At 66.4% G+C, this 23088-nt stretch carries 21 protein-coding genes; 7 read left to right on the top strand and 14 right to left on the bottom strand.

Annotation, left to right across the window (positions count from 1 at the left end; all coding sequences use genetic code 11):
- Window positions 1–32: 32 nt before the first annotated feature.
- Entirely contained in the window at window positions 33–191 is a 159-nt protein-coding gene (locus B1756_RS20050; RefSeq protein WP_422656506.1) for a DUF7563 family protein, read from the bottom strand.
- Between the two features lie 236 nt (window positions 192–427).
- A complete protein-coding gene (locus B1756_RS10405) occupies window positions 428–613 on the bottom strand; it encodes an HVO_0416 family zinc finger protein (protein ID WP_086888474.1) in 186 nt (61 codons plus the stop codon).
- A 175-nt stretch (window positions 614–788) separates the two neighbouring features.
- Here B1756_RS10405 and ubaA point away from each other — a divergent pair, with 175 nt between their 5' ends.
- Complete coding sequence (gene ubaA, locus B1756_RS10400; RefSeq protein ID WP_086888473.1) at window positions 789–1661, top strand: SAMP-activating enzyme E1; 873 nt, start codon at window positions 789–791, stop codon at window positions 1659–1661.
- A gap of 22 nt (window positions 1662–1683) precedes the next feature.
- On the opposite strand, the gene B1756_RS10395 is transcribed toward ubaA, so the two are convergent.
- Window positions 1684–2223 (bottom strand): hypothetical protein, encoded by a 540-nt coding sequence (locus B1756_RS10395; protein ID WP_086888472.1) that lies wholly within the window; start codon window positions 2221–2223, stop codon window positions 1684–1686.
- A gap of 146 nt (window positions 2224–2369) precedes the next feature.
- Here B1756_RS10395 and B1756_RS10390 point away from each other — a divergent pair, with 146 nt between their 5' ends.
- Window positions 2370–3176 carry a universal stress protein gene (locus B1756_RS10390; protein WP_086888471.1) on the top strand — a complete coding sequence of 269 codons (807 nt, stop codon included), beginning with the start codon at window positions 2370–2372 and terminating at the stop codon, window positions 3174–3176.
- 16 nt (window positions 3177–3192) lie between these two features.
- Here the strand turns inward: B1756_RS10390 and B1756_RS10385 are convergent, their stop codons facing one another.
- From B1756_RS10385 to B1756_RS10355, 7 genes are all read right to left on the bottom strand, one after another.
- Window positions 3193–4026 (bottom strand): universal stress protein, encoded by an 834-nt coding sequence (locus B1756_RS10385; RefSeq protein WP_228434327.1) that lies wholly within the window; start codon window positions 4024–4026, stop codon window positions 3193–3195.
- A gap of 2 nt (window positions 4027–4028) precedes the next feature.
- Window positions 4029–5513, bottom strand: coding sequence for an APC family permease (locus tag B1756_RS10380; RefSeq protein WP_086888470.1), 1485 nt, complete (start codon window positions 5511–5513; stop codon window positions 4029–4031).
- A gap of 146 nt (window positions 5514–5659) precedes the next feature.
- Window positions 5660–6445: an SDR family oxidoreductase gene (locus B1756_RS10375; protein WP_086888469.1), complete on the bottom strand. Its 786-nt coding sequence runs from the start codon at window positions 6443–6445 to the stop codon at window positions 5660–5662.
- Between the two features lie 102 nt (window positions 6446–6547).
- Window positions 6548–7027 carry a Tfx family DNA-binding protein gene (locus tag B1756_RS10370; protein WP_086890140.1) on the bottom strand — a complete coding sequence of 160 codons (480 nt, stop codon included), beginning with the start codon at window positions 7025–7027 and terminating at the stop codon, window positions 6548–6550.
- 126 nt (window positions 7028–7153) lie between these two features.
- Window positions 7154–8146 carry an MBL fold metallo-hydrolase gene (locus tag B1756_RS10365; protein WP_086888468.1) on the bottom strand — a complete coding sequence of 331 codons (993 nt, stop codon included), beginning with the start codon at window positions 8144–8146 and terminating at the stop codon, window positions 7154–7156.
- A 105-nt stretch (window positions 8147–8251) separates the two neighbouring features.
- On the bottom strand, window positions 8252–9142 hold the full coding sequence (locus tag B1756_RS10360; RefSeq protein WP_086888467.1) for a homoserine kinase: 891 nt from the start codon (window positions 9140–9142) through the stop codon (window positions 8252–8254).
- A gap of 108 nt (window positions 9143–9250) precedes the next feature.
- Window positions 9251–12487, bottom strand: coding sequence for a methyl-accepting chemotaxis protein (locus tag B1756_RS10355; RefSeq protein WP_086888466.1), 3237 nt, complete (start codon window positions 12485–12487; stop codon window positions 9251–9253).
- 276 nt (window positions 12488–12763) lie between these two features.
- Between B1756_RS10355 and B1756_RS10350 the strand changes: the two genes are divergently transcribed.
- Together B1756_RS10350 and B1756_RS10345 are read left to right on the top strand one after the other, a co-directional pair.
- The gene (locus B1756_RS10350; RefSeq protein WP_086888465.1) at window positions 12764–14089 is read left to right on the top strand and encodes an ABC transporter substrate-binding protein; all 1326 of its coding nucleotides are present in this window, start codon (window positions 12764–12766) and stop codon (window positions 14087–14089) included.
- 141 nt (window positions 14090–14230) lie between these two features.
- Window positions 14231–15589, top strand: coding sequence for an ABC transporter substrate-binding protein (locus B1756_RS10345; protein ID WP_086888464.1), 1359 nt, complete (start codon window positions 14231–14233; stop codon window positions 15587–15589).
- Between the two features lie 93 nt (window positions 15590–15682).
- Here the strand turns inward: B1756_RS10345 and B1756_RS10340 are convergent, their stop codons facing one another.
- Window positions 15683–16948 (bottom strand): MFS transporter, encoded by a 1266-nt coding sequence (locus tag B1756_RS10340; RefSeq protein ID WP_086888463.1) that lies wholly within the window; start codon window positions 16946–16948, stop codon window positions 15683–15685.
- Between the two features lie 321 nt (window positions 16949–17269).
- On the opposite strand from B1756_RS10340, the gene B1756_RS10335 reads away from it, so the two are divergent.
- Both B1756_RS10335 and nrfD read left to right on the top strand, forming a co-directional pair.
- A complete protein-coding gene (locus tag B1756_RS10335; protein ID WP_086888462.1) occupies window positions 17270–18508 on the top strand; it encodes an NAD(P)/FAD-dependent oxidoreductase in 1239 nt (412 codons plus the stop codon).
- A 169-nt stretch (window positions 18509–18677) separates the two neighbouring features.
- Window positions 18678–20054 (top strand): NrfD/PsrC family molybdoenzyme membrane anchor subunit, encoded by a 1377-nt coding sequence (gene nrfD, locus B1756_RS10330; protein WP_086890139.1) that lies wholly within the window; start codon window positions 18678–18680, stop codon window positions 20052–20054.
- Between the two features lie 33 nt (window positions 20055–20087).
- On the opposite strand, the gene B1756_RS10325 is transcribed toward nrfD, so the two are convergent.
- Together B1756_RS10325 and B1756_RS19645 are read right to left on the bottom strand one after the other, a co-directional pair.
- Window positions 20088–20786 (bottom strand): triose-phosphate isomerase, encoded by a 699-nt coding sequence (locus B1756_RS10325; RefSeq protein WP_086888461.1) that lies wholly within the window; start codon window positions 20784–20786, stop codon window positions 20088–20090.
- Window positions 20787–20789: 3 nt separating this feature from the next.
- Window positions 20790–20939 carry a DUF7557 family protein gene (locus B1756_RS19645; RefSeq protein WP_186336447.1) on the bottom strand — a complete coding sequence of 50 codons (150 nt, stop codon included), beginning with the start codon at window positions 20937–20939 and terminating at the stop codon, window positions 20790–20792.
- 211 nt (window positions 20940–21150) lie between these two features.
- Between B1756_RS19645 and B1756_RS10320 the strand changes: the two genes are divergently transcribed.
- On the top strand, window positions 21151–22380 hold the full coding sequence (locus B1756_RS10320) for a chemotaxis protein CheC (RefSeq protein ID WP_086888460.1): 1230 nt from the start codon (window positions 21151–21153) through the stop codon (window positions 22378–22380).
- Window positions 22381–22388: 8 nt separating this feature from the next.
- Here B1756_RS10320 and B1756_RS10315 read toward each other — a convergent pair whose 3' ends face one another.
- Complete coding sequence (locus B1756_RS10315) at window positions 22389–22877, bottom strand: chemotaxis protein CheD (protein WP_228434325.1); 489 nt, start codon at window positions 22875–22877, stop codon at window positions 22389–22391.
- Window positions 22878–23088: the final 211 nt, after the last annotated feature.

The raw sequence follows: 23088 nt of genomic DNA, 5'->3' as shown, positions 1-23088 counted from the left end.
ACCACAGGGGGAAAACGATCTGAAAGCCTCGGTTACGTGTTTCGCGGCGAGCGGGCGGCACGAATCTGGGAACCGTCACGAATCTTGTCTTCACACTCCGGGCAGACGCGCGGATCGTCGACGCCACGAGGGGTGAAGACTCGAGCGTAGGCGTCCGTCACGAATGCACCGCAATTTTGACATTCCGGCATGGTCGTACTCACTGAACGCTTGGCGTGAGCGATAATAATTGTACCGTATCGCATCTTCTAATTATGGCCCGACTGGTTGGAGAAATTACCGTTCGTAGTCAGCGTCGAGAGGGGGAGACGCTGGGCGGGAGTGGCTGGGTCGCACCGTCGACTGGTCCGATGCGCGTCGAGTCCTGCTGGTCTGCGGTCGTCGAACGAGACAGGAGGACGCAGGGACGGCGGCCTCCGCCAGAGGATCAGACCGTCGGTTCCCAGCCGCAGACGGTACAGGCGCTCGCGGACGGGTCGTGAAGCCCGCCGCATTCTGGACACTGTTTCTTGTTATACTCTCGTTCCCACCCGACACGTTCTACCGCATGACCGCGATCCGCGAGGAATTGATCGAACACGTCGTCACCGGCACCGTTGGGTGAGGATGCCATACGTGTGTGAACGTGCAGCACACTACATAATCGTTGGGGTGGGCGAAACGTCTGCCTCGATCGTGCGACGAATTACCACACATCGGTCGGCCGGGTAGACGCTCGAGGTCGACGGCAACCGGTTCGAGTCCGGGTGACCCACGAACTTTTCTCCGGGACGCACCAATACTGGGATATGAGCGACTTACGCCTCGACGCGACCCAGCTGGACCGGTACTCGAGACACGTTATCATGGACGAGATCGGTCCCGAGGGGCAACAGCGACTGCTCGAGGGGAGCGTGCTGGTCGTCGGCGCCGGGGGACTCGGCTCGCCGGCGATCCAGTATCTGGCGGCGGCGGGAGTCGGCCGGATCGGGATCGTCGACGACGACGTCGTCGAGCGGTCGAACCTGCAACGCCAGATCGTCCACGCCGACGCCGACGTGGGGCGGCCGAAAGTCGAGAGCGCCGCCGACTACGTCCGGGCGCTCAACCCAGATATCGACGTCGAGACCCACGAGAAGCGGCTGAATCCCGAGAACGTGGCCGACCTCGTCGACGGCTACGACGTGGTCTGCGACGCCAGCGACAACTTCGCGACGCGGTACCTGCTCAACGATTACTGCGTCCTCTCGAACACGGCGCTGGCTCACGGGGCGATTTACCGATTCGAAGGGCAGGTGACGACGTTCACGAACGAGCGCGACGGGAGCGCCGCCAGCGAAGAGACCGACGTGAACGCCGACGAGGAGGACTCACCCTGCTACCGCTGTCTGTTCCCCGAAGCTCCCGAACCCGGGACGGTCCCCGACTGCGCGACGACCGGCGTCCTCGGGGTCCTCCCCGGCACCGTCGGCTGCATCCAGGCCACCGAGGTCGTCAAGTACCTGCTCGGGAAGGGCGACCTGCTCGAGGGGCGACTGCTGATGTACGACGCGATGGACATGAGCTTCGAACCGGTCGAGATGCGGGCGAACCCGGCCTGTCCGGTCTGTGGCGACCAGCCCGAGATCGAGTCGGTCGAGGAGGTCTCCTACGAGGGAACCTGTTCGATGCCCGCAGACTGAACGCAAGCGAGAACAGAGCGCGTCAACCAGCCCGTTTTGCCCGCTCGTGATACCACCCGCCGAACGCGCCGAGCGGGACGACCAGCCACCCGCCGAACGCGATCGCGAACGGGACCGCGAGCATCGTGGTCCCCAGCACGAACTGGACCGCCTCGAGCAGGCCCATCGTCCCGTCGGCGACGTTCGAGAGGCCGACGACGAAGCCGATGCCGAGCGCACCGCCAGCCACACTCACGACGGCCGTACAGGCGCCGAGAACGCCACCGAGGAACGGGCGTGGGCCGCCGGGGTGGACGTACCGCCAGAGCGCGATCCCCACCACGACGGCCGTCGGTACCGACAGCGGGGCAACGAAGACGCTCATCCCGAGGGTGAAGCCGGCGAGGTGGCCGGCCGACGCTCCCGTCACGACCCCCGTACCGAACAGGACTGCGGCGCCGCCGAACCAGACCGCGATCGCCAGCAGCGCCGTCGCGCCCATGGCGATCCCGCCGCCGGCATCGCGTCTCGAGGCGTAGGGCAACCGTCCGGGACCGAGTCGACGGCAGAGCGTTCCGGCCATATGTCAGTGTTCGATGTGATCTGGTTCAGGTGTTCCCCGGTGGTCGACACCGACTGCCGGCCGTGCCGACGGGACAGCACCACCCTCGATCCCCCGAACGGACCCCCGTTATATCCCGCTCGACGTTGCAGATTGGCCCACCGAGTATGGCAACCAGCCGCGACCACCGCGTGCTCGTTCCGGTCGACGTCCTCGGCGGGGAGGCCGTCCCCGAGGCGATCGTCGAGACCCTCGCGTCCGTTCCCGTCACCCTGCTCGCCTATCGCGAACTCCCCGACCAGGTCGGGACCGACCACGCCCGCGAGCAGTGGGGCGACCGCGCACGAGGTGAACTCGAGGCGCTCGCGGACGCGTTTCGCGAGGCAGACTGCGTCGACGTTCGGACGCGTCTCGTGTTCACCCACGATCGCCTCGAGACGATCGAACGGGTCGCCATCGAAGAGCGGTGTACGGCGATCGCCCTCCTCGAGCCGGCACCCGTTCTCGAGTCGGTCCTGCTCGCCGTCCGCGGCGACGTCAACCTCGAGCCCATCGCGGCCTTCCTCGGGGGCGTCCTCGACGGGACCGACCTCACGGTGACGATCCTTCACGTGACGAGCGGAGACGACCGCGAGCAGGGGATAGGCGTCCTCGAGACGGCTGCCGACGAACTGGCTGCCGCGGGCGTCGATCGCGAGCGGATCGGGACCAGCCTCGTCGTCGACGGCTCGCCGACGCGGGCGATTCTCGCGGCCTCGACGGACCACGATCTGCTGGTCGTCGGTGAGAGTCGTCCTTCGGTGCGCCGGCTGGTGTTTCGAGACCGTGCGCGGGTCCTGGCGCGGGGAGCCGTCGACCCCGTCCTCGTCGTTCGCGGTGAGTACCTGTCTCCCGCGGACGACGCCGCGGACGACGAAAACGGTGAGTCCGAAAGCCGGAGTGGGGGTGACGACACGGAAGCCGAGAGCCGGTGACGGCTGCCAGCGACGTCTATCCGCCGTCCTTGGACTGTTCTCCGTCGTCGTCCCGCGCTGCGTCCGACTCCGTGCCCTCGCCGTCGCCCTCGAGCGTTCGTTCCTCGCCGTCGTCACCCTCGAGCCGTCGCACCACGAACACCGGACCGACCGACTCGGCCGCGATTCGTTCGGCCTCCTCGCCGAAGACGAGCGAGCGAAGCGATGGGGCGCGTTCACCCATCACGACGGCGTCGTGATCGGCCGCCGCGTCGACGAGCGCCTCCAGCGGCGCGACGTCGACGGCGAGGTCCGTCTGAACGTCGATGCCGCGGTCAGTGAGCCGCTCGCGCGCAGCCTCGAGCAGGTCGCGGCCGGCGGCCTCGTCGTCGGTCGCGAGAAAGAGCGTGACCTCGATGTCCCGGTCACCGACCAGTTCGGCGGTGAACGCACAGACGTGATCGACCGCGACGTCGCCTGTCAGGGCCACCAGCAGGCGTTCCACGGGACCCGTCGCTCCGGGAACGACGTAGACGCCGGCCGTCGTCGCCGCGGCGACGCGATCGATCGTCTGTTTCCGGTCGTGGGTGAACACGAGGCGGTAGTCGGCCGTTCCGTCCTCGGCCCCGAACTCCACGGCGAGGTCCTCGAGCGCGTCGGTCGCCCGGTCTTCGTACTGGAGTCGGGCCTGATCGGGTGGCGTCTGTTCGGGCAGGACGTGGAAGCCGAGGACGGTCACGTCCAGTGGCTCGAGCAGGTCTGCCAGCCCGGCCGAGACGGCGCCGCCCTCGAGGATAGGCAGTGGAACGAGGATGCGCGTCCGTGGATGCGATGCGTCGTCGGAAGTCTGTGGGTCAGTATCGTCGGTCATATTCAGAGCACACCTCGCAGCGAGACGTCGCGAGCGTAGTAGGCGTACCAGCCGGCGGTGAGGACGACGATCGCGAGTCCGATCCACCGGGAGGCTGGTTGCATGAACGCGACCAGCGCGAAACTCGAGAGCGCCCCGAGGATCGGGACGATCGGGTAACCGGGGACGCGGAACGCGGGATCGTACCACTCGGGTTCGTTCCGCCGGAGCGCGAGCAGTGCCACGCAGATCAGGCCGTACATCACGAGGTGAAGGAAGGAGGCGACTTCGGCGAGCAACTCGACGCGACCGGTTGCGGTCAACACGACGATCGGCCCACCAGCGAGTCCGAGCGCGACGTGTGGCGTGCCGTAGCGGAGGTTGATCCGGCTCGCATCCCGGGGTAACAGCGCGTCCCTCGAGACGGCGTAAATCGCCCGGGAGGTGCTCAGGACAGAGGCGTTGGCGCTCGACATCGTCGCCAGCAGGCCGCCGACGAGGATCGCGAGGGCCCCGACCGTGCCGAGGTAGTGACGCCCGACCTCGACCATCGCGGTCTCGCCGAGGGTCTCGAGCTGGTCGCTCCCGAACGCGCTGGTGGCGACGAAGATGGTGGCGACGTAGAGGACGCCGACGACGAGCACCGAACCGACCATCGCCAGTGGGAGGTTCCGGCCGGGGTCTTTCATCTCGCCGGCGACGGTCGCGACCTGTGCGAACCCGAGGTAAGAGGTGAACACGAGCGCTGCGGTCGACAGGATCGGCATCGCGCCGTGGGGGGCGAACCGTTCGGGCGTTGACGGCTCGCCGAACACACCCGCCGCGTCCAGCCCGCCGACAGCGAGAAAGCAGACGATGATCGAGAGCAACAGCGCCACCACGCCGTTCTGGAGTTTCGCCGCGTTCTCGGTGCCAGTCACGTTGAGAATCGTGAACGCGACCCCGGCTAGGACTGCGATCGGGATGACGAGCCACTCACCAGCGGCGACGCCGACTTCGACGAGCGTGTCGACCACGTAGTAGCCGAACCCGACGAGGTAGAACGCCGTCGCGAAGACGAGCCCGAACCACAGCGAGAGGCCCACGACGGTCCCGGCGAGCGTTCCCAGCCCACGGGAGATGAAGTAGTAACCACCGCCACTCTTCGGCATGGCCGTCGCCAGTTCCGACGTGGGTAACGCGACCAGCAGCGCGATCACGGCACCGATGGCGAACGAGAGGGACGCGGCCGGTCCGGCGTTACCCGCGGCGAGCCCCGGAAAGACGAAGATCCCGGCGCCGATCATCGTCCCGATACCGATCGCGAGCCCACCGGAAAGGCCGATCGTCCGCTCGAGTTCGGCGTCGTCGGTGATCGTGGCCTCGTCGGTCTCGACCGTCGGCTCGACCCGCGGAGCCTCGCCGTCGAGGTTGGTTCCGGAGACCGACGCGTCAGGTCCCGTCGACGGTGGGGACGGCGGGGACGAAGGAGATGAAGCGTTCACAGATTCAGACGACTCCTCGGCCATACGGCAACTCGAGTCGCATGACTGTTAGCTCTGTTGTCGCGTGCCGGAAGTCGGGATCGCCACTGGTACCGTTTCACGCGTCGACTGCTGCGTGACATCGGGCGTCGACCACCGATGTCACCCAGCAGTGCAGGCGTAGACCGCCACTAGCTGCGCAACTCGCCCCCGTCGATCGGGATCGACGCGCCGTTGACGTAACTCGCGCGGGGACTCGCCAGGACGGCCACCAGGTCGCCGAGTTCGCGTGGTTCGCCGATACGGTCCATCGGAACCGAGTCCGCGAAGTCGGCGAGGCCCTCCTCGTAGTCCGCGTAGACGCCGCGTTCGATGCGTGCCTCGAGCAGTTCCTCGATGCGTGCGGTCTCGATCGTTCCCGGAACGACCGTGTTCGCCCGGATCTCCGGGGCGAACTCCCGGGAGATCGTCTTGACCAGCCCCTCGACACCTCGGCGAACCGCGTTCGAGAGCAAGAGTCCGTCGGCGACCTCCTTCACCGTCCGGGAGGTGATGCAGGTGATCGTCCCGTGGGGCGACTCGAGCAGGTGCGGGTGGGCCTCCTCGATGGTCCAGACGACGCTCATCACGAGCAGGTCGAAGGACGCGTACCAGTCGCGCTCGTCAGTCTCGAGGAAGGTCGTACTCGGCGGGCCGCCGGCAGAAGTGACGACGTGATCGAGCCCGCCGAACGTCTCGACCGTCTCGCCGACGAGTCGCGAGACGTCGTCCGGATCGGTGAGGTCCGCCTGAATCGCGAGGACGTCGCCCGGTCCGGTCTCGGCTACGTCCTCACGGGCGTCCTCGAGGCGGTCCCCGTCGCGGCCACAGATGGTTACGTTCGCACCCTCCGATGCGAGCGCCTGCGCGCTCGCGAAACCGAGTCCGCTCGAGGAGGCCGTCACCAGTGCCGTGCTATCGTCGAGTTCGAGGTCCATACGGGACTCGAGGACGCGAGTGGGCAAATCTTCGGGGGCCGTTCTCTCTCGGTGCTGGTGGGTCAGTCGGGAGTTCGAGAACAGAACAGAACTGAACGTGGGCTACTCGACGTCCTGATCACGATGGCGAACGCGGACCATCCCGTCGGAGGTGACGCCGACGACCAGCGGCCGCGAGACCTGTCGCCCCTCGACTGCCGCGCCGGCGGCATCGCTGACCGACTTCATCAGGTCCGGCGCCGTGTAGTCGACCTTGACGCCGGCGTCGTCGCAGGCTTCGTAGACCAGTTCCGGCACGTCGTAGAGGTCGGTCCCCTCCGGGACACGGATGCGAACGGGGGCTCGCAGGGCCTCCGCGAACGCGACGGTCTCGCGGGCCTTCCGCAGGTTCTCTCGCGCGCTGGACTCGATCGAGGAGACGTTCGCCCGCGAGGTGCCGAGTTCCGCCGCGATGTCCGCCTGCGAGATGTCCCGTTCGCGCAGGGCCAGCACCTGTGCCTGCCTGTGGGTCAACACGCTCGAGTCCGGGTCGAACCCGACGTCCTCGAGTAGCTGGTCGACCTCGTCGATCATCGCCTGCACCTCCCCGGCCGGACGCGCCTGCACATATCAAAGCGAGGTGTCGGTAGAACCAAAGCTTCCACGGTCTCGCACGTTCGACCGGCCACCAGCTTCGACGTCGCTCGAGTCGATCGCGCTGGCCCAGAATCAGAACTCGAGTTCCCAGCGTTCGTCCTCGAGCGCCGCCAGTTCCTCGGCCACGCCGTCGGCCAGCCGGTACTCGGTGCCCTCGCGGACGACCGTCCCGTCACGTTCCAGGTGCTCGAGGTGGGCGTAGGACTCGCCCGGACCGTGGAGGATGTGAATGCTCTCGAGGTCGCCGAAGAGGTCGTCGCTGACGGTCCAGGTGTCACAGGGGCCGAGACGGTCGAGCGCGTCGAGCACGCGGTAGGAGCGCTCCTCGTGGTGGTGGATGATGTGGGCAGCCCGAGCTGCGGGGTCGTCGATCGGATCACGGTGACCCGGCCACGCGCGGTCGTAGTCGGCGTCGACGATCGACTGGAGCGCCCGCAGGTACCGCTCGAGCGGCCGGTCGACCCGGACGTCCGCGCCGCCGACGTTCGGCGTGTAGACGGGCAGGAGGGCGTCGCCGGAGAGGATCTCACGGTTGCCGTCTCGCTCGAATTCGAAGAGACAGAGACCGGCGGCGTGACCCGAGGTGTGGACGGCCGTCAACTCGGTTCCGTTGACGGTGAACGTATCGCCGTCCTCGAACGGCGTCACCGAGGGGAGTTCGATCGGCTCGTCGTTGCGCACGATCCGCTCGCGGAGTTCGACCTGCTTTGCCTCGGGCATCCCCCACTCCTCGAAGTAGGTCTCCTGTGTGTCTCGCATCGCCTCCCAGGTCTCCTCGTCGCCTTCGATCAGCGGCGCGTCGGCCTCGTGGGCGTAGACCTCGGCACCGCTCTCGGCCTGAATCTCGCCCGCGAGGCCGGTGTGATCCTGATGCCAGTGGGTCAGAAAGATTCGGTCGACGTCCGAAAACGAGACGCCCCGGTCGTCGAACTCAGCCTCGAGTTGCTCGCGCGTGGCGGGCATCCAGTCGCCGGTATCCACGAGGACGACGTCCTCGCCGCCAGCGAAGAGGTATGCGTTGTTGTTGCCCTCGAACGCGCCGTTCGACAGTGAGATGCGTTCCATGCACACCAGTGACAGAGACGAGAGCAAAACTGTTTGCGAGACGGAAGTGAACGCGGGGTTCTCGCGCTCGCATCCATCGGTCAACACCCCGGGCGACGACGCGAGTCAGTCCGAACCGGGACGGTAGAGCCTGGCACCCTCACCGACTGTCGTCTGGTAGGCCCGGCTGTCGACGCCGGCGGAATCGAAGGCATCGATCATCGCCGCGGCGACCGCTCGCTGGCTCGCACGCCGACAGACTGCGAGGACACCCGGACCGGCGCCGCTGACGGTGACGCCGGTGGCACCCGCCTCGAGAGCGGCCTCGCGGACGTCCTCGTAGCCGCGGATGAGTTTCGCGCGTTCGGGCGTGACGATCTCGTCGTCCATGCCGCGGCCGACGAGGACGGGATCGTTTCGGGTCATCCCGACGGTGAGCGTCGCGGCGTTACCCACGGTGTCGACGACCGACTCGAGGGAGGCGCTGTCGGGGACGACGCCGCGAGCGTCGCGCGTCGAGACGGTCGTCTCGGGGAGACAGGCCACGACGGGGATCGACGCGTCGACCTGGGTGACGCCGCCGTCGGCGACGACGGTGAAACCCCCAAGCAGCGACGGGGCGACGTTGTCCGCGTGGGCCTCGCCGGAGACGACCGCCTCGCCTTCTGCGGCGATCGGGACGAGGTCCGCCCGCGAGAGGCCGCGATCGTAGAGTTCGTTGAGCGCGAGCGCGGCACCCGCCGCACTCGCGGCCGACGATCCGAGTCCGGACGAAGGGCGGACACCTTTGTCGATTCGGATGTGCGCTGGCGCGTCGAGCGCCTCGGCGACGGCACCGACGGTGTTCTTCGCCGGGTCCTCCGGAATGTACTGGCTTCCGACCCCCGTGACCGTGATCGTCGTCTCCGGGGCTCGTTCGACCCGGACGACGTCCGCTGGAGCCCCGAGCGCGACGCCAAAGACGTCGAAGCCACTCCCGAGGTTCGCGCTCGTCGCCGGGGCCCGAACGGTCAGCATGCTCGAGTCTTGCTACAGTGCGGGCAAAAAGGTAGCGAACGACGACAGCAGCCACCGGCCAGAACCACGTCGACGTGTGGCCGCCGAAGTGGCCGAGTAACGCGGGGGTTACTCCTCGTCGGGCGTGTCGCCGAAGGTGAACACGTCGTCTGCGGTCTCGGGTCCGTCCTCGTCTTCGTCTTCGGCTGCGTCGTCGCCAGCGGCATCTTCGTCTTCGACTGCGTCGTCCGGGTCACCAGCGTCGGCCACACCACTGGCGTCGTCGGACTCGAGTGCGTCGTCGAGCGGATCGGCGGACTCCTCGGTACCCGAGTCCGACGCTGTCAGATCGTCGTCCGTCGGTTCCATCGCCAGCGGATCGGTCGCGTCGTCGGCCAGCGGATCACGTTCGTCTCCTGCCAGCGGATCCGGCTGGGGCTCCGTCGACGGCTCGTCGTCGGCTGGCCCCATCGCCAGCGGCTCGTCACCGTCTTCCGACGAATCGTCGTCCGACTCGGCGGCCTCGTCGGCACCGGTCGTCTCGAGTCCGTCGTCGCTCGATTCGGCTGCGGACTCCTCGAGCCCGAAGTCGATCGACTCGGTATCGAGTTGCTGGTCCTCGTCTCCACCAGCCGCGTTCATCTCGTCGGCCGAACCATCGTCGTCGCCGTCGGACGGTGCGAGCGGGGCATCCCCTGCAGCCGACTCGAGGGTATCGTCTGCGAGGGCGTCCTCCGCCGGGTCCGACTGGCGTCCGTCCCCGGACAGGTCGATTTCGGCGGTCGGTTCTGCTACGTCCGCCATCGGATCGGGGTCTGCGCTCGAATCTGGCGCGTCCGACTCGAGTTGCGGACCGCCCTCGTCGAACGAGAGAGGATCGCCGCCGTCGTCACCGGCTGGTCCCTCGTCGCCAGCGTCGGAATCGACCTCCGCATCGGAACCGGTCTCGAGGTCGAGGTCGTCGTCCTCGTCGAACGTGATCGACGCGCTGGCCGTCTCGGCGGCACCATCCTCGATATCCGTCGATTCGTCGGCTTGCTCCTCGAGCGACGGCGCGAGCGAGGTCGATGCGGCTGCGTCCTCGTCGACGTCGGTGTCGAATCGGGCGAGTCCCGCCGACAGCTGGGTCGACTGTGCCGAGAGACCGGAAGCGGCCTCCGTGACCTCGGTCAGGGCCGTGGTCTGTTCTTCTGCCGCTGCAGCCACGTTCTCGGCTTCCGTCGTGGTCTCCTCGGAGACCGTCGCGGCCTCGTCGACGATGGCGACGACTTCCTGGGTCGAGGCCGCCTGCTCTTCGGTCGCCGCCGAAATCTCCTGGACGCCCACGTTGGTCTCACGGGCGAGGTCGGCGATCTGCTCGAGGGCGTCGACGGCTTCCTCGACGCGTTCGCCAGCGTCCTGGATGTGCTCGCTCGTCCCTTCGACCTCGGCGGTCGACTGCTCGGTTCGCTCGCGGATCGCCTCGAGCCGCCGTTCGGCCTCGTCGGCCGCGTCGGCGACGTCCTCCGACAGCGCCTTGACCTCCTGGGCGACGACGGCGAATCCTTCCTCGTCCTCGCCGCTGGCGGATCGGGAGGCCTCGATGTTGGCGTTGAGCGCGAGCATGTTGGTCTGACGGGCGATCTCCGAAATCGCGGCGATCAGTTCGTCGATCTGGCCGACTTCCTCCTCGAGTCGGCGCATCTCCGCGACGGCCCCCTCCGCTTCGGCCTCGATGTCGTCCATCGCGGCGATGGCGTCCCGGGCGGCCTCCTGACCGTCCTGACCGGTTCGGACCGTCCGCTCGGCGATGTCTGCGACCTCGTTCGAGGAGGCGGCGATCTCTTCGGTCGTCGTCGAGAGGCCGCTCATCTCCTGGTTGACCGACTGCAGCGACTGGTTCTGTCGCTCCGCACCGTCGGAAATCTCCTGGATCGATTCGGTGACCTGCTCGGATGCCGACTGGACCTCCTCGCTCGAGGCGGTCACCTGCTCGGAGGCCGTCGCGACCTCGGTCGCGAACTCGCTCAACTCGGCGACGGTGACCTCGATCTCTGCGAGCATCTCGTTGAACTCCGCGGCGATGGCCTCCATCGCCTCGTTCTCGCTGTCGGCGTCCATGCGAGCGGTGAGGTCGCCGTCTGCGGCGGCCTCCATCACGTCGCTGTATTCGTCGGCTTTCGCCTCGAGGTGGTCGTTGATCTCCGCGATGCGTTCGCGTTCGCGTTCGGCCTCCTCACGGGCGGCCTCGGCCTCGTCGATCTGCTCACGCAAGGCGACGCGCATCGAGTCGAAGCCCTCGTAGAGCCGGCCGATGTTGTCGATCCGTTTGGTCTCCAGATCGACGTCTAAGTTGCCGTCTTCCATCTCGGCTGCCTTGCGGGTGAGCCGGTCGATCGAGACGGCCGTGTTGCGTCCGAGAACGGCCCCGATCAGGGCGATCAGCAGGACGCCGCCAGCGGTCGCGTACATCCCCCACTCGTTGACGGTGTGGACGAATCCGAACGCCTGACTCTCGGGTTCGTGGGTGAGCACGACCCAGTCGGTGCCGTGGACGCGCGCAGAACTGACGACGTAATCCTCGCCGCCACCGAAGCCGTACGCGTCGCCGAGGACCGCTGCGGTCCCTGCAGCAGCCTGCTCGGTGGTCGCACCCTCGAGTCGGGCGGTCTCGGCGATCGAGGCGTGGTCGTAGGACTGGCCGAGTGTCTCGTAGTCGTCGCCGTAGTCTGCGTTGTCGAGGACGATCTCGTCGTTCCCGTCGACGACGACCGTCGTGACGCCGTCGGGCGAATCGAGTGAGTGTGCCTCGAGTTCGGCCGTGTAGACGATCGCCCGCTCGTCGTCACCGGGGACGGTCTGGACGTAAGTGATGACCGCGGCTTCCTCACCGAGTTCACCTTCGGTCTGGTACGGACTCGAGACCCACGGCACCTGATCGGTCGCCTCGTCGAAGGCCTCGTCCTCGACGCCCGCTATGGCGTCGACGGACTGCTCGCGCAGGTCGGCGTCCGTGCTCGCGAGCACCGTCTCCGCGTCGGTATCGACGTAACTGATCGCGAACGTGTCGTCGGCGAGGTGTTCTTCCCACTCGAGGAAGCTCGCCTGAATGGCCGCTGGCTCGTCGGTTGCGACGACGTCCGTGTGCGCCATGACGCTCATCGTCCGTTCGTTCTGTTCGTGCCACATCTGCAGTCCCTGTGCTTCCTGACTGACGAAGGCGGTCTGGTCGTCTTCGACGCGATCTTCCACGCTGGCCGTCAGTTCGGCCGTCGCGACGAAACCGATGATCCCCACCGACAGCCCGAGTATCAGCAGCGCGATCGCGAACTTGACCGCGTAGCGGCGTCGGATCGCTGCTGGCACCAGTCGTCGAGCGAAATCCATGGATACCGAACGGATGCCACCGTCGGTACATAAATTGTGATCCGCGGTTATCGGCAATGATAATCGGGAACCGACGACCGAGTGTCCGGTTTAGAATAATTAACTGAAAAATAGTATTAATCGACATCACGTAGAGATGACAACAGGACAATACCGTGGGAACTTCGACCAGTAAACTCCTATTCACTTGTGGCGTCGTTTCTTCATTGAACCACGGTCGCTCTCGAGACTTTGTCCGGAACGGTTAAGAAATAGTGATCGGAACGGCTGAACGATATGAACTCTTCGCGCCGGAACCGAGCGAGCGATACAGATGCCGGCCGCGCTGCCGGTTCGAAGCGACGGCGATTTCTCGAGGGGGTTGCGGCCGGGGCGATAGCGGCCCCGCTCGCTGGCTGTCTCGAGACGTTCGACACCGTCGCCGGGTCACCGGAGGACCGAACGGAAGTCGTCACGGTCGGCGTCCTCGCGCCCGAGCCAGACAGCGACTTCAACGGACGGGCGATCGAGCGATCGGCGCGACTCGCCGTCGACCAGCTCGACGACGACGGTGGCATCGACGGTCGGGACGTCGAGCTGGTCGTCGGTGACACGAAGGGGGATCCGCTCGAGGGACGACGCGAGTACCAGCGTCTCGTTCTGGACGAGGGTGCAGACGTGACCGTCGGCATCTCGACGAGCGAGGTTCTCGATCACGTCATCGAGGACGTCGCCGAACAGGAGACGATCCACATCACCGCCGGTGCGGCGACGACAGGCGTGAGCGATCTGGTTCGCGAGCAGTACGACGACTACAGGTACCACTTCCGGGCGGGCCCGGTAAACGAGTACGATCTCGGACAGGCCCAGATCGACTTTCTCACGGACATGGCCGGCGAAATGGGCTGGGAGTCGATCGCACTGCTCGCAGAGGACTACGGCTGGTCGGAGGGGCCCTGGGAGACGTTCCAGCAGCAGCGAGACGAACTCGAGGTCGATATCGTCGTCGAGGAACGCTATTCCCCGGCGCTCGACGACTTCACCGACATTTACGACGAGGCCGAGACAGCGGGAGCAGACGCCGTGTTCATCTCGACTGCCCACACCGGAACCGACGCAATCCTGGACTGGACCGGTGGGCAGCGACCGTTCGAGTTCGGCGGCATCCACGTGCCGATGCAATTGCCCACCTACTACGACGCGACGAACGGGGCCTGCCTGTACGGCATCGGGCAGAGCAGCGCCCCGCTGGGCGCCGACGTTACCGAGAAGACGTCGACGTTCGAAGACGCCTACGAGGATCGATACGGCGTATCGACCCCCGTCTACACCGGTTACTTCGCCTACGACGCCGTCACACTCTTCGCAGAAGCCGTCGAACAGGCCGGAACCTTCGACGCTGACGACCTCGTCGGGACGCTCGAGGACATCGCGTTTACCGGAAGCGCCGGACAGATCGAGTTCTACGGCCGAGATCACGAATACCCACACGACCTCGTCTATCAGAGAGGAGAGACGCTGTACTTCCAGTGGCAAGAAGACGACGACGGCGAGGGCACACAGGAAGTCATCTGGCCTGACGAGCACGCGACGAGCGAGTACGTCGAGCCCGACTGGTCCTGAACGCCCGACGTCGATCTGATCGCCCCTCTGTCTGCCCGAGTTGCCTCGACCTGTTCGGAGCGACTGCGCCCCACCGATACTGGTCAACCGCCTGTCAGGACAAGAAAATATTAAACGTAATGGGCGTTTTGCATGAAAGATATGGGTGAAAATTCGTGGGGTACGGGCGAGCAGAAGAGACTGAAATCGACAGCTGGCGGGCGTGGTGGGCGAGAGACGCGATCACGGCGGCGCGTGTTACAGGCTGCCGGTGGCGCCGGGACGCTCGCACTCGCTGGCTGTCTCGAGGAGACGAGTCTCGAGGGGTTGATCGGATCGACAGAGGCTGCCGAGGGACCGGTGACCGTCGGTGTGCTCGCACCGAATCCCGACGGGGACTTCGTCGGCCGGTCGATGGCTCGCGGAGCGGAAGTGGCCGTCGCCGAACTCAACGAGCGCGGAGGCATCGGTGGCCGCGACGTCGAACTGGCCGTCGGCGACACGGCGGCGAACCCACTCGAGGCCCGGCGCGAGTACCACCGACTCGTCCTCGAGGAAGGCGCTGACGTGACCGTCGGGATGTTCGATAGCCCGGCGCTCGTGCACGTGATGGAAGACATCGCAGAGCAGGAACTGCTCCACCTGACGACGGGGGCAGCGACGACGGTGACGAGTCAACTCATCCGCGAGGACTACGAGTCGTACAAGTACCACTTCCGGGTCGGTCCGACGAACGAGATCGACCTCGGACGCGGAACCGTCGACTTCGTCGATGGGATCGCACCCGACGTCGGCTGGGAGTCGGTCGCGGTGCTGGCGGAGGACTACGACTGGTCCGACGGTCCGTGGTCGGTCCTGCAGGACGACCTCGACGAAACCGGTCTCGACGTCGTGCTCGAGGAGCGCTATCCGCCCGCGACCGACGACTTCGTCGACCTGTACGACCCCGTGAGCGAGCAGGGTGCCGACGTCGCACTCGTCGCGATGGCCCACACTGGCACGGACGCTCTTCTCGACTGGGCGGCCCCGCCCAGCGGACGACCGTATCCGTTCGCCTTCGGCGGCATCCACGTCCCGGCCCAGCTTCCGTCCTACTACGACCAGACGAATGGGGCCTGCCGGTACACGTTCAGTCAGATCAGCGCGACCGCAAACAGCGAACCCGGGCCGCTGACCCAGGACTTCGTCTCCGCTTACGAGAGCGAGTTCGACGAAAACCCGGTGTACACCGGCTACACGACCTACGAGGCAGTCATGCTCTACGACCACGTCGTCGAATCGGCCGGAACGTTCGACGAAGACGACCTGGTCCCGGCGCTCGAGGACGTCTCGTTCGAGGGTGCGACGGGTACGATCGAGTTCTACGACCGCGACCACGAGTTCGCTCACGACCTCCAGTATCAGGGGGCCGACACACTATTCTTCCAGTGGCAGGAGAACGACGACGGCGAGGGCGTCCAGGAAGTCATCTGGCCTGACGAACACGCGACCAGCGAGTTCGTCTCCCCGCCCTGGCTGTAGGTCCGAAGTCCCAGTTTCGCGGTTTGAAACTGCCGGCGCGGTTCCGGTATCCTCGAGTCCAGTCTACGGGACGCCAGCAGTTATCCGGGCCGGTTAGTCGTCGGTTCCAGTCTCGACGGGCGTCCTGGCCTCGAGCACGCGATCAAGACCGGCTGCGAGGGCCGCCGAGAGAATCATCCCGGCGAGAGCGAAGCCGGCGATCAGGAAGAAGAACGCGGCCGTGGAGAAGCCGTCGAGGACGTAGCCGCCGATGGCGATGCTGGCCGCGCCGAGGCCGAATTCGCCGAGGTAGGTGTAGCCGTAGGAGAGTCCGCGAGTGTCTGCGGGCGTGTACACGGCGACGGCGTTCTGGTAAAACGGCTGGATAGCAAAGAGGAAGAAGCCGAAGACGCCACAGAGGACGACGATCGCGCCGAGCCCCAGTTGGATGGCCGGAACGAACGCCAGCGCGAGGAGGGCGAAGACGGCGAACAGCACGGCCATACCGCGGCCGGGGTCGACGCGGTTCGTGAGCTTCCCGCCGACGTACTGGCCGGCCATCCCCACGACGAGCAGGCCGACGTAGACGTAGTCTGCGGCCTCGATCCCCTCGAGTCCCTCCGGAAGTGCGATGGCTTCCATCGCGGGTAGCCCGTGGAGGATCTCGGGGAGGTAGGTGAGCATCCCGCGGTAGTACAGCCCCTCGAAGGTGACGATCACGAAGACGATGGCGAACGCGCTCGCGAAGAGTGCGCGCGAGTTCGTGAGGAGTTCGGACAGCGACAGCGCCTCGGCGGGGCCGGCGTCGACGTCGTCGTCGACCGCAGCGGTCGCGTCGAAGTCGGCGGTGAGCCCGTAGCCGATTGCGAGCAGTCCGGGGACGGCCATGATCGCCGCGACGAGTTGCCACTCGAGGACGATCAGTAGCGTCGCGGCGACGAACGGGCCGAGTGCGATGCCGACGTTGCCGGCGATGCCGTGCCAGGCGAAGACGGTGCCCCGATCCTCGACGCCGGTGCTGATGAGCGCCAGCCCGGCGGGGTGGTAGATGCTCGCGGCGACGCCCCAGCAGACGAGCGCGAGTGCGATGGCGACGATCGAGCGACTCGCCGCGAGCGCGAAGAAGCCGAGGCTCATCCCCGCGAGACAGACGAGAACGAGTCGTTTCGGTCCGAACCGATCCACGAGGATGCCGGCTGGGAGCGCGCCGAGGCCGAACGGCGCGTACCCCAGCGCGACGACGAGGCCGAGGAGGGCGACGCCGACGTCGAACTCGGCGAGCCAGACGACGAGGAAGATCGGAATCGCCGTCTCGAACCAGTGGACGAGTCCGTGGCCTGCCATAGTGAACCCGGCGATCGATCGATCGTTCGCCTCCATACGCGTGTTCTTTTCGTAGCGGGACGCGACGGGTACTGAGGCTATCGGTTGGCGACCGGCAGTTCGGGACCGCGGCGGGCGATACGAGCGCGAGGAGCGAGGAGGGGCACCGACCCGAAAAGAGTGAAACCACGTGCCATGGGCGTCGGAGACAGGGGCAAATCGTGCAAACGGCACGGGCAGGTGGCTCGAGGGGGTGTGAAGATTAAAATTGTAAACCGATTCGTCGAATCGAACGTAGATCGTTTCGAATGGTCAGCACGGCAGGCAAAATAGACGGGATAGCAACCCACTTTAACCCGGATTACGAACCATCCGGACATGACCCAGTACGTGATCATCGGGGACGGTATCTCCGGCAGTTCGGCTGCCGAGACACTCCGGGAAGCTGACCCGGAGGCAGGTATTACCGTCGTCACCGATGAGGGGGAGCCCCTGTACAACCGGATTCTCATCAAAGAGCACGCGAAGGGCAAGCTCCCCGAGGCGCCGATTTCGATTCACGACGAGGAGTGGTACGACGAGCGCGACATCGAGCTGTCGCTCAACACCCACGTGACGACCGTCGACACGGACGAGAAGGTCGTCCGGACCCACGAGGGCGAGGACCTCCCGTACGACAAGCTCCTCGTCGCGACGGGCGGGACGCCGACCCAGCTGCCGGTCGAGAACAGCGACGCCGACGGCATCCACCACTTCTGGACGTTCCAGGACGCCCGGCGGATCAAGGAATCGGCCGAGAACTCAGAGCAGGCAGTCATCGTCGGCGCGGGACTGCTCGGCATCGACTTCGCCGCGGTCTGTGGTGCACAGGGCGTCGAGGGATCGTACCTGATGCGCGGGGACCGCTGGTGGCGCTACGCGCTGTCGGCCGACGGCGCCGAGATCATGCACGAGGGCATGCGCGACGTGGGCGTCGAACCGGTCTTCGACAGTGGCGTCGACCGCTTCGAGGTCGACGACGACGGGCACGTCACGGCTGCGGTCGATCCCAACGGCGAGCGCTACGAGTGCGACTGGGCCGGCGTCGCCATCGGCCTGACGTTCAACACCGAGTTCCTCCGCGAGACGGACGTCGAACAGGACAACGGCATCGTCGTCGACGAGTACATGCAGACGACCGTGGATGACGTCTACGCCGCCGGCGACATCACCCGCTTCTACGACGTCCTGCTCGGCGAGCAGGCCCAGAACGGCTCGTGGGGCTCGGCAAAAGAACAGGGCCGCATCGCCGCGGTCAACATGGCTGCCGACGAAGAAAAAGAGGCCTTCGAGTGGGTCTCCTCGTACTCGATCACCCACTTCGACTTCCCGTTCCTCTCCTTCGGCCATCCGACCCTCGGCGACGAGCACGCCGAACGGAAGTACTCCGACACCGAGTGGCGACGCATCGCGTTCAAAGACGGCAAGATCGTCGGCGGCGTCCTCATCGGCGACCTCTCCCCGCAGAGCACGCTCAAACAACTGATGCGCGAACAGCGCGTCGTCGCCGATCAGGCAGAGGTCCTCCTCGAGAAGTCCGTCGACGCCGACGAACTCGCGCCCGCCCAGGAGCAGTAGCGCCCCGCCATTCCAGCGTCGGCGGCGATTTTCGACGACCGGTATCGGCTACAGTTTTCGACGACGCGAGCGGTGGCTCCCGGCACGGCCTCGAGAGCGCCCGGCAGTGACTTGCACAGGCATGGGATCGAACGACGTGGGTGGCCGGGATAGGTATCGGGAACTCGGAATGAGCACGAAAACGCCACGAGAGGCCGACATTCTGCGGCCGTTTCAGGGGACGTCGACCGCCTACTACGCGCTGTTTGCGCTGGCGGCGCTGGCGTTCGGTGCGTTCCTGATCGGGTGGATGTATCAGCTGTACGAGGGACTCGCGGTCACCGGTCTCTCCGACTGGGGGACCGGCGGTGGCGTCACCTGGGGGGTGTACATCGGCGCGTTCATCTGGTGGGTCGGAATCGCCCACGGGGGAATCATCCTCTCGGCGGCGGTTCGCCTGCTCGGCATGGACCGCTACATGCCGGTCGCGCGGCTGGCCGAACTGCTGACGATCGCCGGCCTCTCCGCCGCGGGCTTCTACATCATCGTCCACATGGGCCGTCCCGACCGGATGGTCACGAGCGTCCTCGGCCACTACCACATCACGGTCCACAACTCGCCGCTCGTGTGGGACGTGACCGTCATCACGGCCTACCTCGTGCTGACGGCGACCTACCTCGGGCTGACGCTCCGGTACGACGTCTCGAGGTTGCGCGACCAGTTGCCGAGTCACTTCAGCCCGATCTACACGATGTTGACCATCGGGTACACCGAACGCGAGGACGAGGTCGTCCAGCGGATGGTCTGGTGGCTCGCGCTGGCGATCATCATCATGGCACCACTCCTCCTCCACGGCGGGGTGATCCCGTGGCTGTTCGCCGTCCTCCCGACGTATCCACGCTGGTTCGGCGGCGTGCAGGGGCCACAGTTCCTCACGATCGCACTCACTTCCGCAATTTCCGGCGTCATCATCCTCTCGTACGCGTTCCGCCGGGCCTACGACTGGGGGCACATCATCACCGACGACGTCTTCCGCGGGCTGACCCTCTGGCTCGGCTTTTTCTGCCTGCTGTTCCTCTGGCTGCAACTCCAGCAGGTCACCACCGGCACGTTCTTCCCACCGATCGAACTCGAGGTCGCCTGGATCGCGACCATCGAGGCACCGATCTACATCTTCGCGATGTCACTGGTCGGTCTCGTGCTGGCGTACATCTTCGCCCAGACGATCAGACCGGCGCTGTTCTCGAAAGAGCGAGCGATCGTCTGTGCGGTCGCCGTGCTGACGGCGACGCTGTTCGAGAAGGTGCTGTTCGTCGTCGAGGGGTTCTTGCACCCGTCGTTCGAAATCTACGGGGCGACACCGGGGACCTACCAGCCGAGCCTGATCGAAATCGCCTCGATCACGGGGACGATCGGGATGGTGACGCTGTTCTTCCTGCTCATCACCAAGGTGTTCCCCGTGGTCGAACTCCACGCGATCGAACACCTGCGCCACGAGCGGGGAATCGACGAGGGTGGCCACGGCGGTTCGGAAGCCGGCACTGGCGGCACTGGCAGTCACGAGTGAAGAGGATCACCCCGGTGGTGCTCTCCTCGAGGCTCACTCGAGCGATCCGGGAACGGCGTCGGCGACGGCTCGCAGCCACGTCTCGCGGTCGTCGGCCTCGACTGCGGCGGAGGCGGCACCGGTCGCGTCGACACCACAGGCGAAGACGCGTGCAACGTCCTCGCCGGTTCGGACGCCGCCGCCGACGAAGACGTGTGGCCGTTTCCCCGTGCCCGAGTCGGCGGCCAAAACCGTCTCGACGAACCGCTCGATCCGCTCTGGATCGGTCCGGACCATCCCCTCAGTGGAGGCGATGTCAGCCGGCCGCTCGAACAGCAGACAGTCGGGTTCGAGCGCGAGTGCCGCTCGAGCGGTCTCGCGGTCGGGTACCCAGACGATCGACTCGAGGTCGAGTTCGCGACAGCGGTCGATCGCCGGGCGGAGCGCTTCGAGACCAACCGTCCGTTCGGGATGGGAGAGAAACGCCCCGGCCACCCCGGCGTCGGCGACGCTCTCGAGGCTGACGTCGCCCATCCCGGCGCGTTCGCGCGGGAGGGCGGTCTGGGCGACCAGCGGGAGGTCGGTCCGGTCGGCGAGCCACCGGAGGTCCGGTAGTTGCGGAGCGACGGCGAATCGCGTCCCGGTCTCGCGGCTCACCCGTTCGATCGTCTCGAGGAACGGAAGGGCGTCCTCGCCGGCGGTCCCCCGGTAGCTCTTGAAATTGACGAGGAAGAGTGGGTACGACAGCCCCATCGATTACTCGGAGTATCCTTCCTGGAGGAACGCTCCTTCCGTCTCGTAGATCGTGACCAGTTCCTCGAGGAACTCCTCGACAGACTGGCCGTCGTCGCGGTGGCTTTCGATCCGTTCGTACAGGTCGTCGTCGAGTTCGATCGTTTCTGGCATTGACTGACCCCACGTTCGAGAACGCGTTCTGCAGTGAAATACCCACGGGGCCCCCCAACCGACTGGAGTCGCCAGCGATGGCGAACTGGCAGGTCGCCGGCGATCGGTTAGCGAAACTGGCAGTCTTCCCAAAGATAGATTAGCCGACCCGACTAGTGTGGCCGTATGCCACGCACAGCCGGTCGCTCGTCCGCGGCGGGGGGATGAGTCGATGGAGGTCGACGTCCAGTCACTCGAGATCTACAACGAACTCGCCCGCGATGGCGCCGAATCGGCCGCCGCGGCGCTGTCGAAACTGACGGGGATCGAGACGCACGTCGAGGTGACCGGCGTCTCGATCCAGTCGCCGGCGGATCTCCGGGCCGAGTACGGCGACGACGAGTACGCCGGCGTCAGCGTCGCCCTCGGTGAACCGCTCTCGGGCGAGGCAGTCCTCGTCTTCGACGACCACGGCCGGGAGACGATCACCGGGAAACTGGTTCCGCCCGGCGACGAAGACCGGGCCGAAAGCGCGATCGTCGAGGTTGGTAACATCGTCGCAAACGGCTTCGTCAGCGGCTGGGCCGACTACCTCGGGACGAAAGTCGAGACCGCACCACCATCGTACCTCGAGGGAACCGGCTCGGCCGTCCTCCCGTACCAGACGGGCGACGAACGACCGATTCTCGTCTTCCGGAGCAGCGTCGACGCCGTGGACGAGGACGTGCACTTCAGCATCCTCCTCGTTCCGGACGTCGACGCGCTCGAGCGACTGCTCGAACGACGGACGAGCGGCGGCGTCTCGCTCGAAAAACTCGAGGTGTTCACGGAGATGACCGAGCGCGGGGCGGTCCGCGCAGCCGAGAACGTGACGACGATGACCGGCCTCGAGACCGACGTCGAGGTCAATCGGCTCAACTTCACGCCCGTGACGGACATCTCCCGGCAAGTCGGCGACGACCAGCGCGTCGGTACGGTCGTCGAGTACCGGGGAACGCCCAGTGGCTACCTCGCAGTCCTGTTCGATCCGGCGTCGGCGCGTCGAAGCGTCGAAGCGCTGGCCCCCGTGGCGTTCGAGGACGGGGCCGGAGACGGCGAGCCGATCGAGTGGGACGACACGGCGCAGGGTGCCTTCGAGGAACTGTGTAACGTCGTCGTCAGCGGCTTTCTCGACGGGTGGGCGAACGTCCTCCAGACGTCGATCAAGCACTCCCCGCCGTCGTTCGTTGCGGACATGGGCTCGTCGATCGTCAGCCCCATCGTCGCCGACGTCGCTCGCTCCGGTAACTACGCGTTCCTGCTGGACTCGAGCATCGAAACCCCCGACGCCGAGTCGGTCACCTGCCAGCTCTTTGCGCTCCCCCGACCCGGCGAACTCGAGTCGGCACTCGAGGAGTTGCTCGTCGAACGGGCGACCGAGACCCGGGCCGACCCCGGGGACGTGTTTCACTCGGGGAACTGAGCGATAGCTCAGATCTCACGGCGCTCGCCCGTCGCCGTCTTCACCCGTAACGTGCCAGTCGCCGGGTCGAACGTGACCATCCGGCCGGCGTCGCCGCCGACGTCGTCGCCCCGGACCGGCACGTCGTGGGCCGCCAGCGCCTCGCGGGCGGCCTCGACGTTCCGCTCTCCGATCGGCCGATCGAAGCTCTCGAAGTCGAGCATCGCCGCACCGCCGGCCAGCTTCGCCCACGCACGCGCCAGCGAGCCGCCCGCGTCTTCGAAGGCCTCGAGTAGCGCCTCGATCCCCGAGTCGGCGAACTTCGCGTCGGGATCCCGGTCGGCTCGTCGACCAGCCGTCGGGAGCATGAAGTGCAAGAGGCCGCTGACGCCCGCCCGCTCGTCGTGGACGACGACCACGCCACAGGAGCCGACGCCGCTGGTCCGGAGCGGCCGCTCGTCGCTCGAGATGGCGTACTCTGCGACGCCGACTGGCACGGGTCTGGTCGTATCTTCCACGGCGAAATCACCCAAAGAGCTGTGGCTCCGGGTTCACATGGTCAGTCGGCGGTGGTAGTAGTTCCGGCCGTCGACGCCCACGAGCGATCGGCCATCGCGGATCGAAACTGGTGATACGGACTGGCAGAGGTGACTTCCGAGATGGACGCGGTGTCCACGGCGACTGGATGACCCACGTTACGAAAAATTCGAGGCGAAAGCCTCGCCCTTC

Origin of the sequence: Natrarchaeobaculum aegyptiacum, assembly GCF_002156705.1 — an archaeon.
GTDB classification, from domain to species: Archaea; Halobacteriota; Halobacteria; order Halobacteriales; family Natrialbaceae; genus Natrarchaeobaculum; species Natrarchaeobaculum aegyptiacum.
The sequence above is the reverse complement of the archived record's forward strand: the minus strand, read 5'-3'. Positions and strand labels throughout refer to the sequence as shown.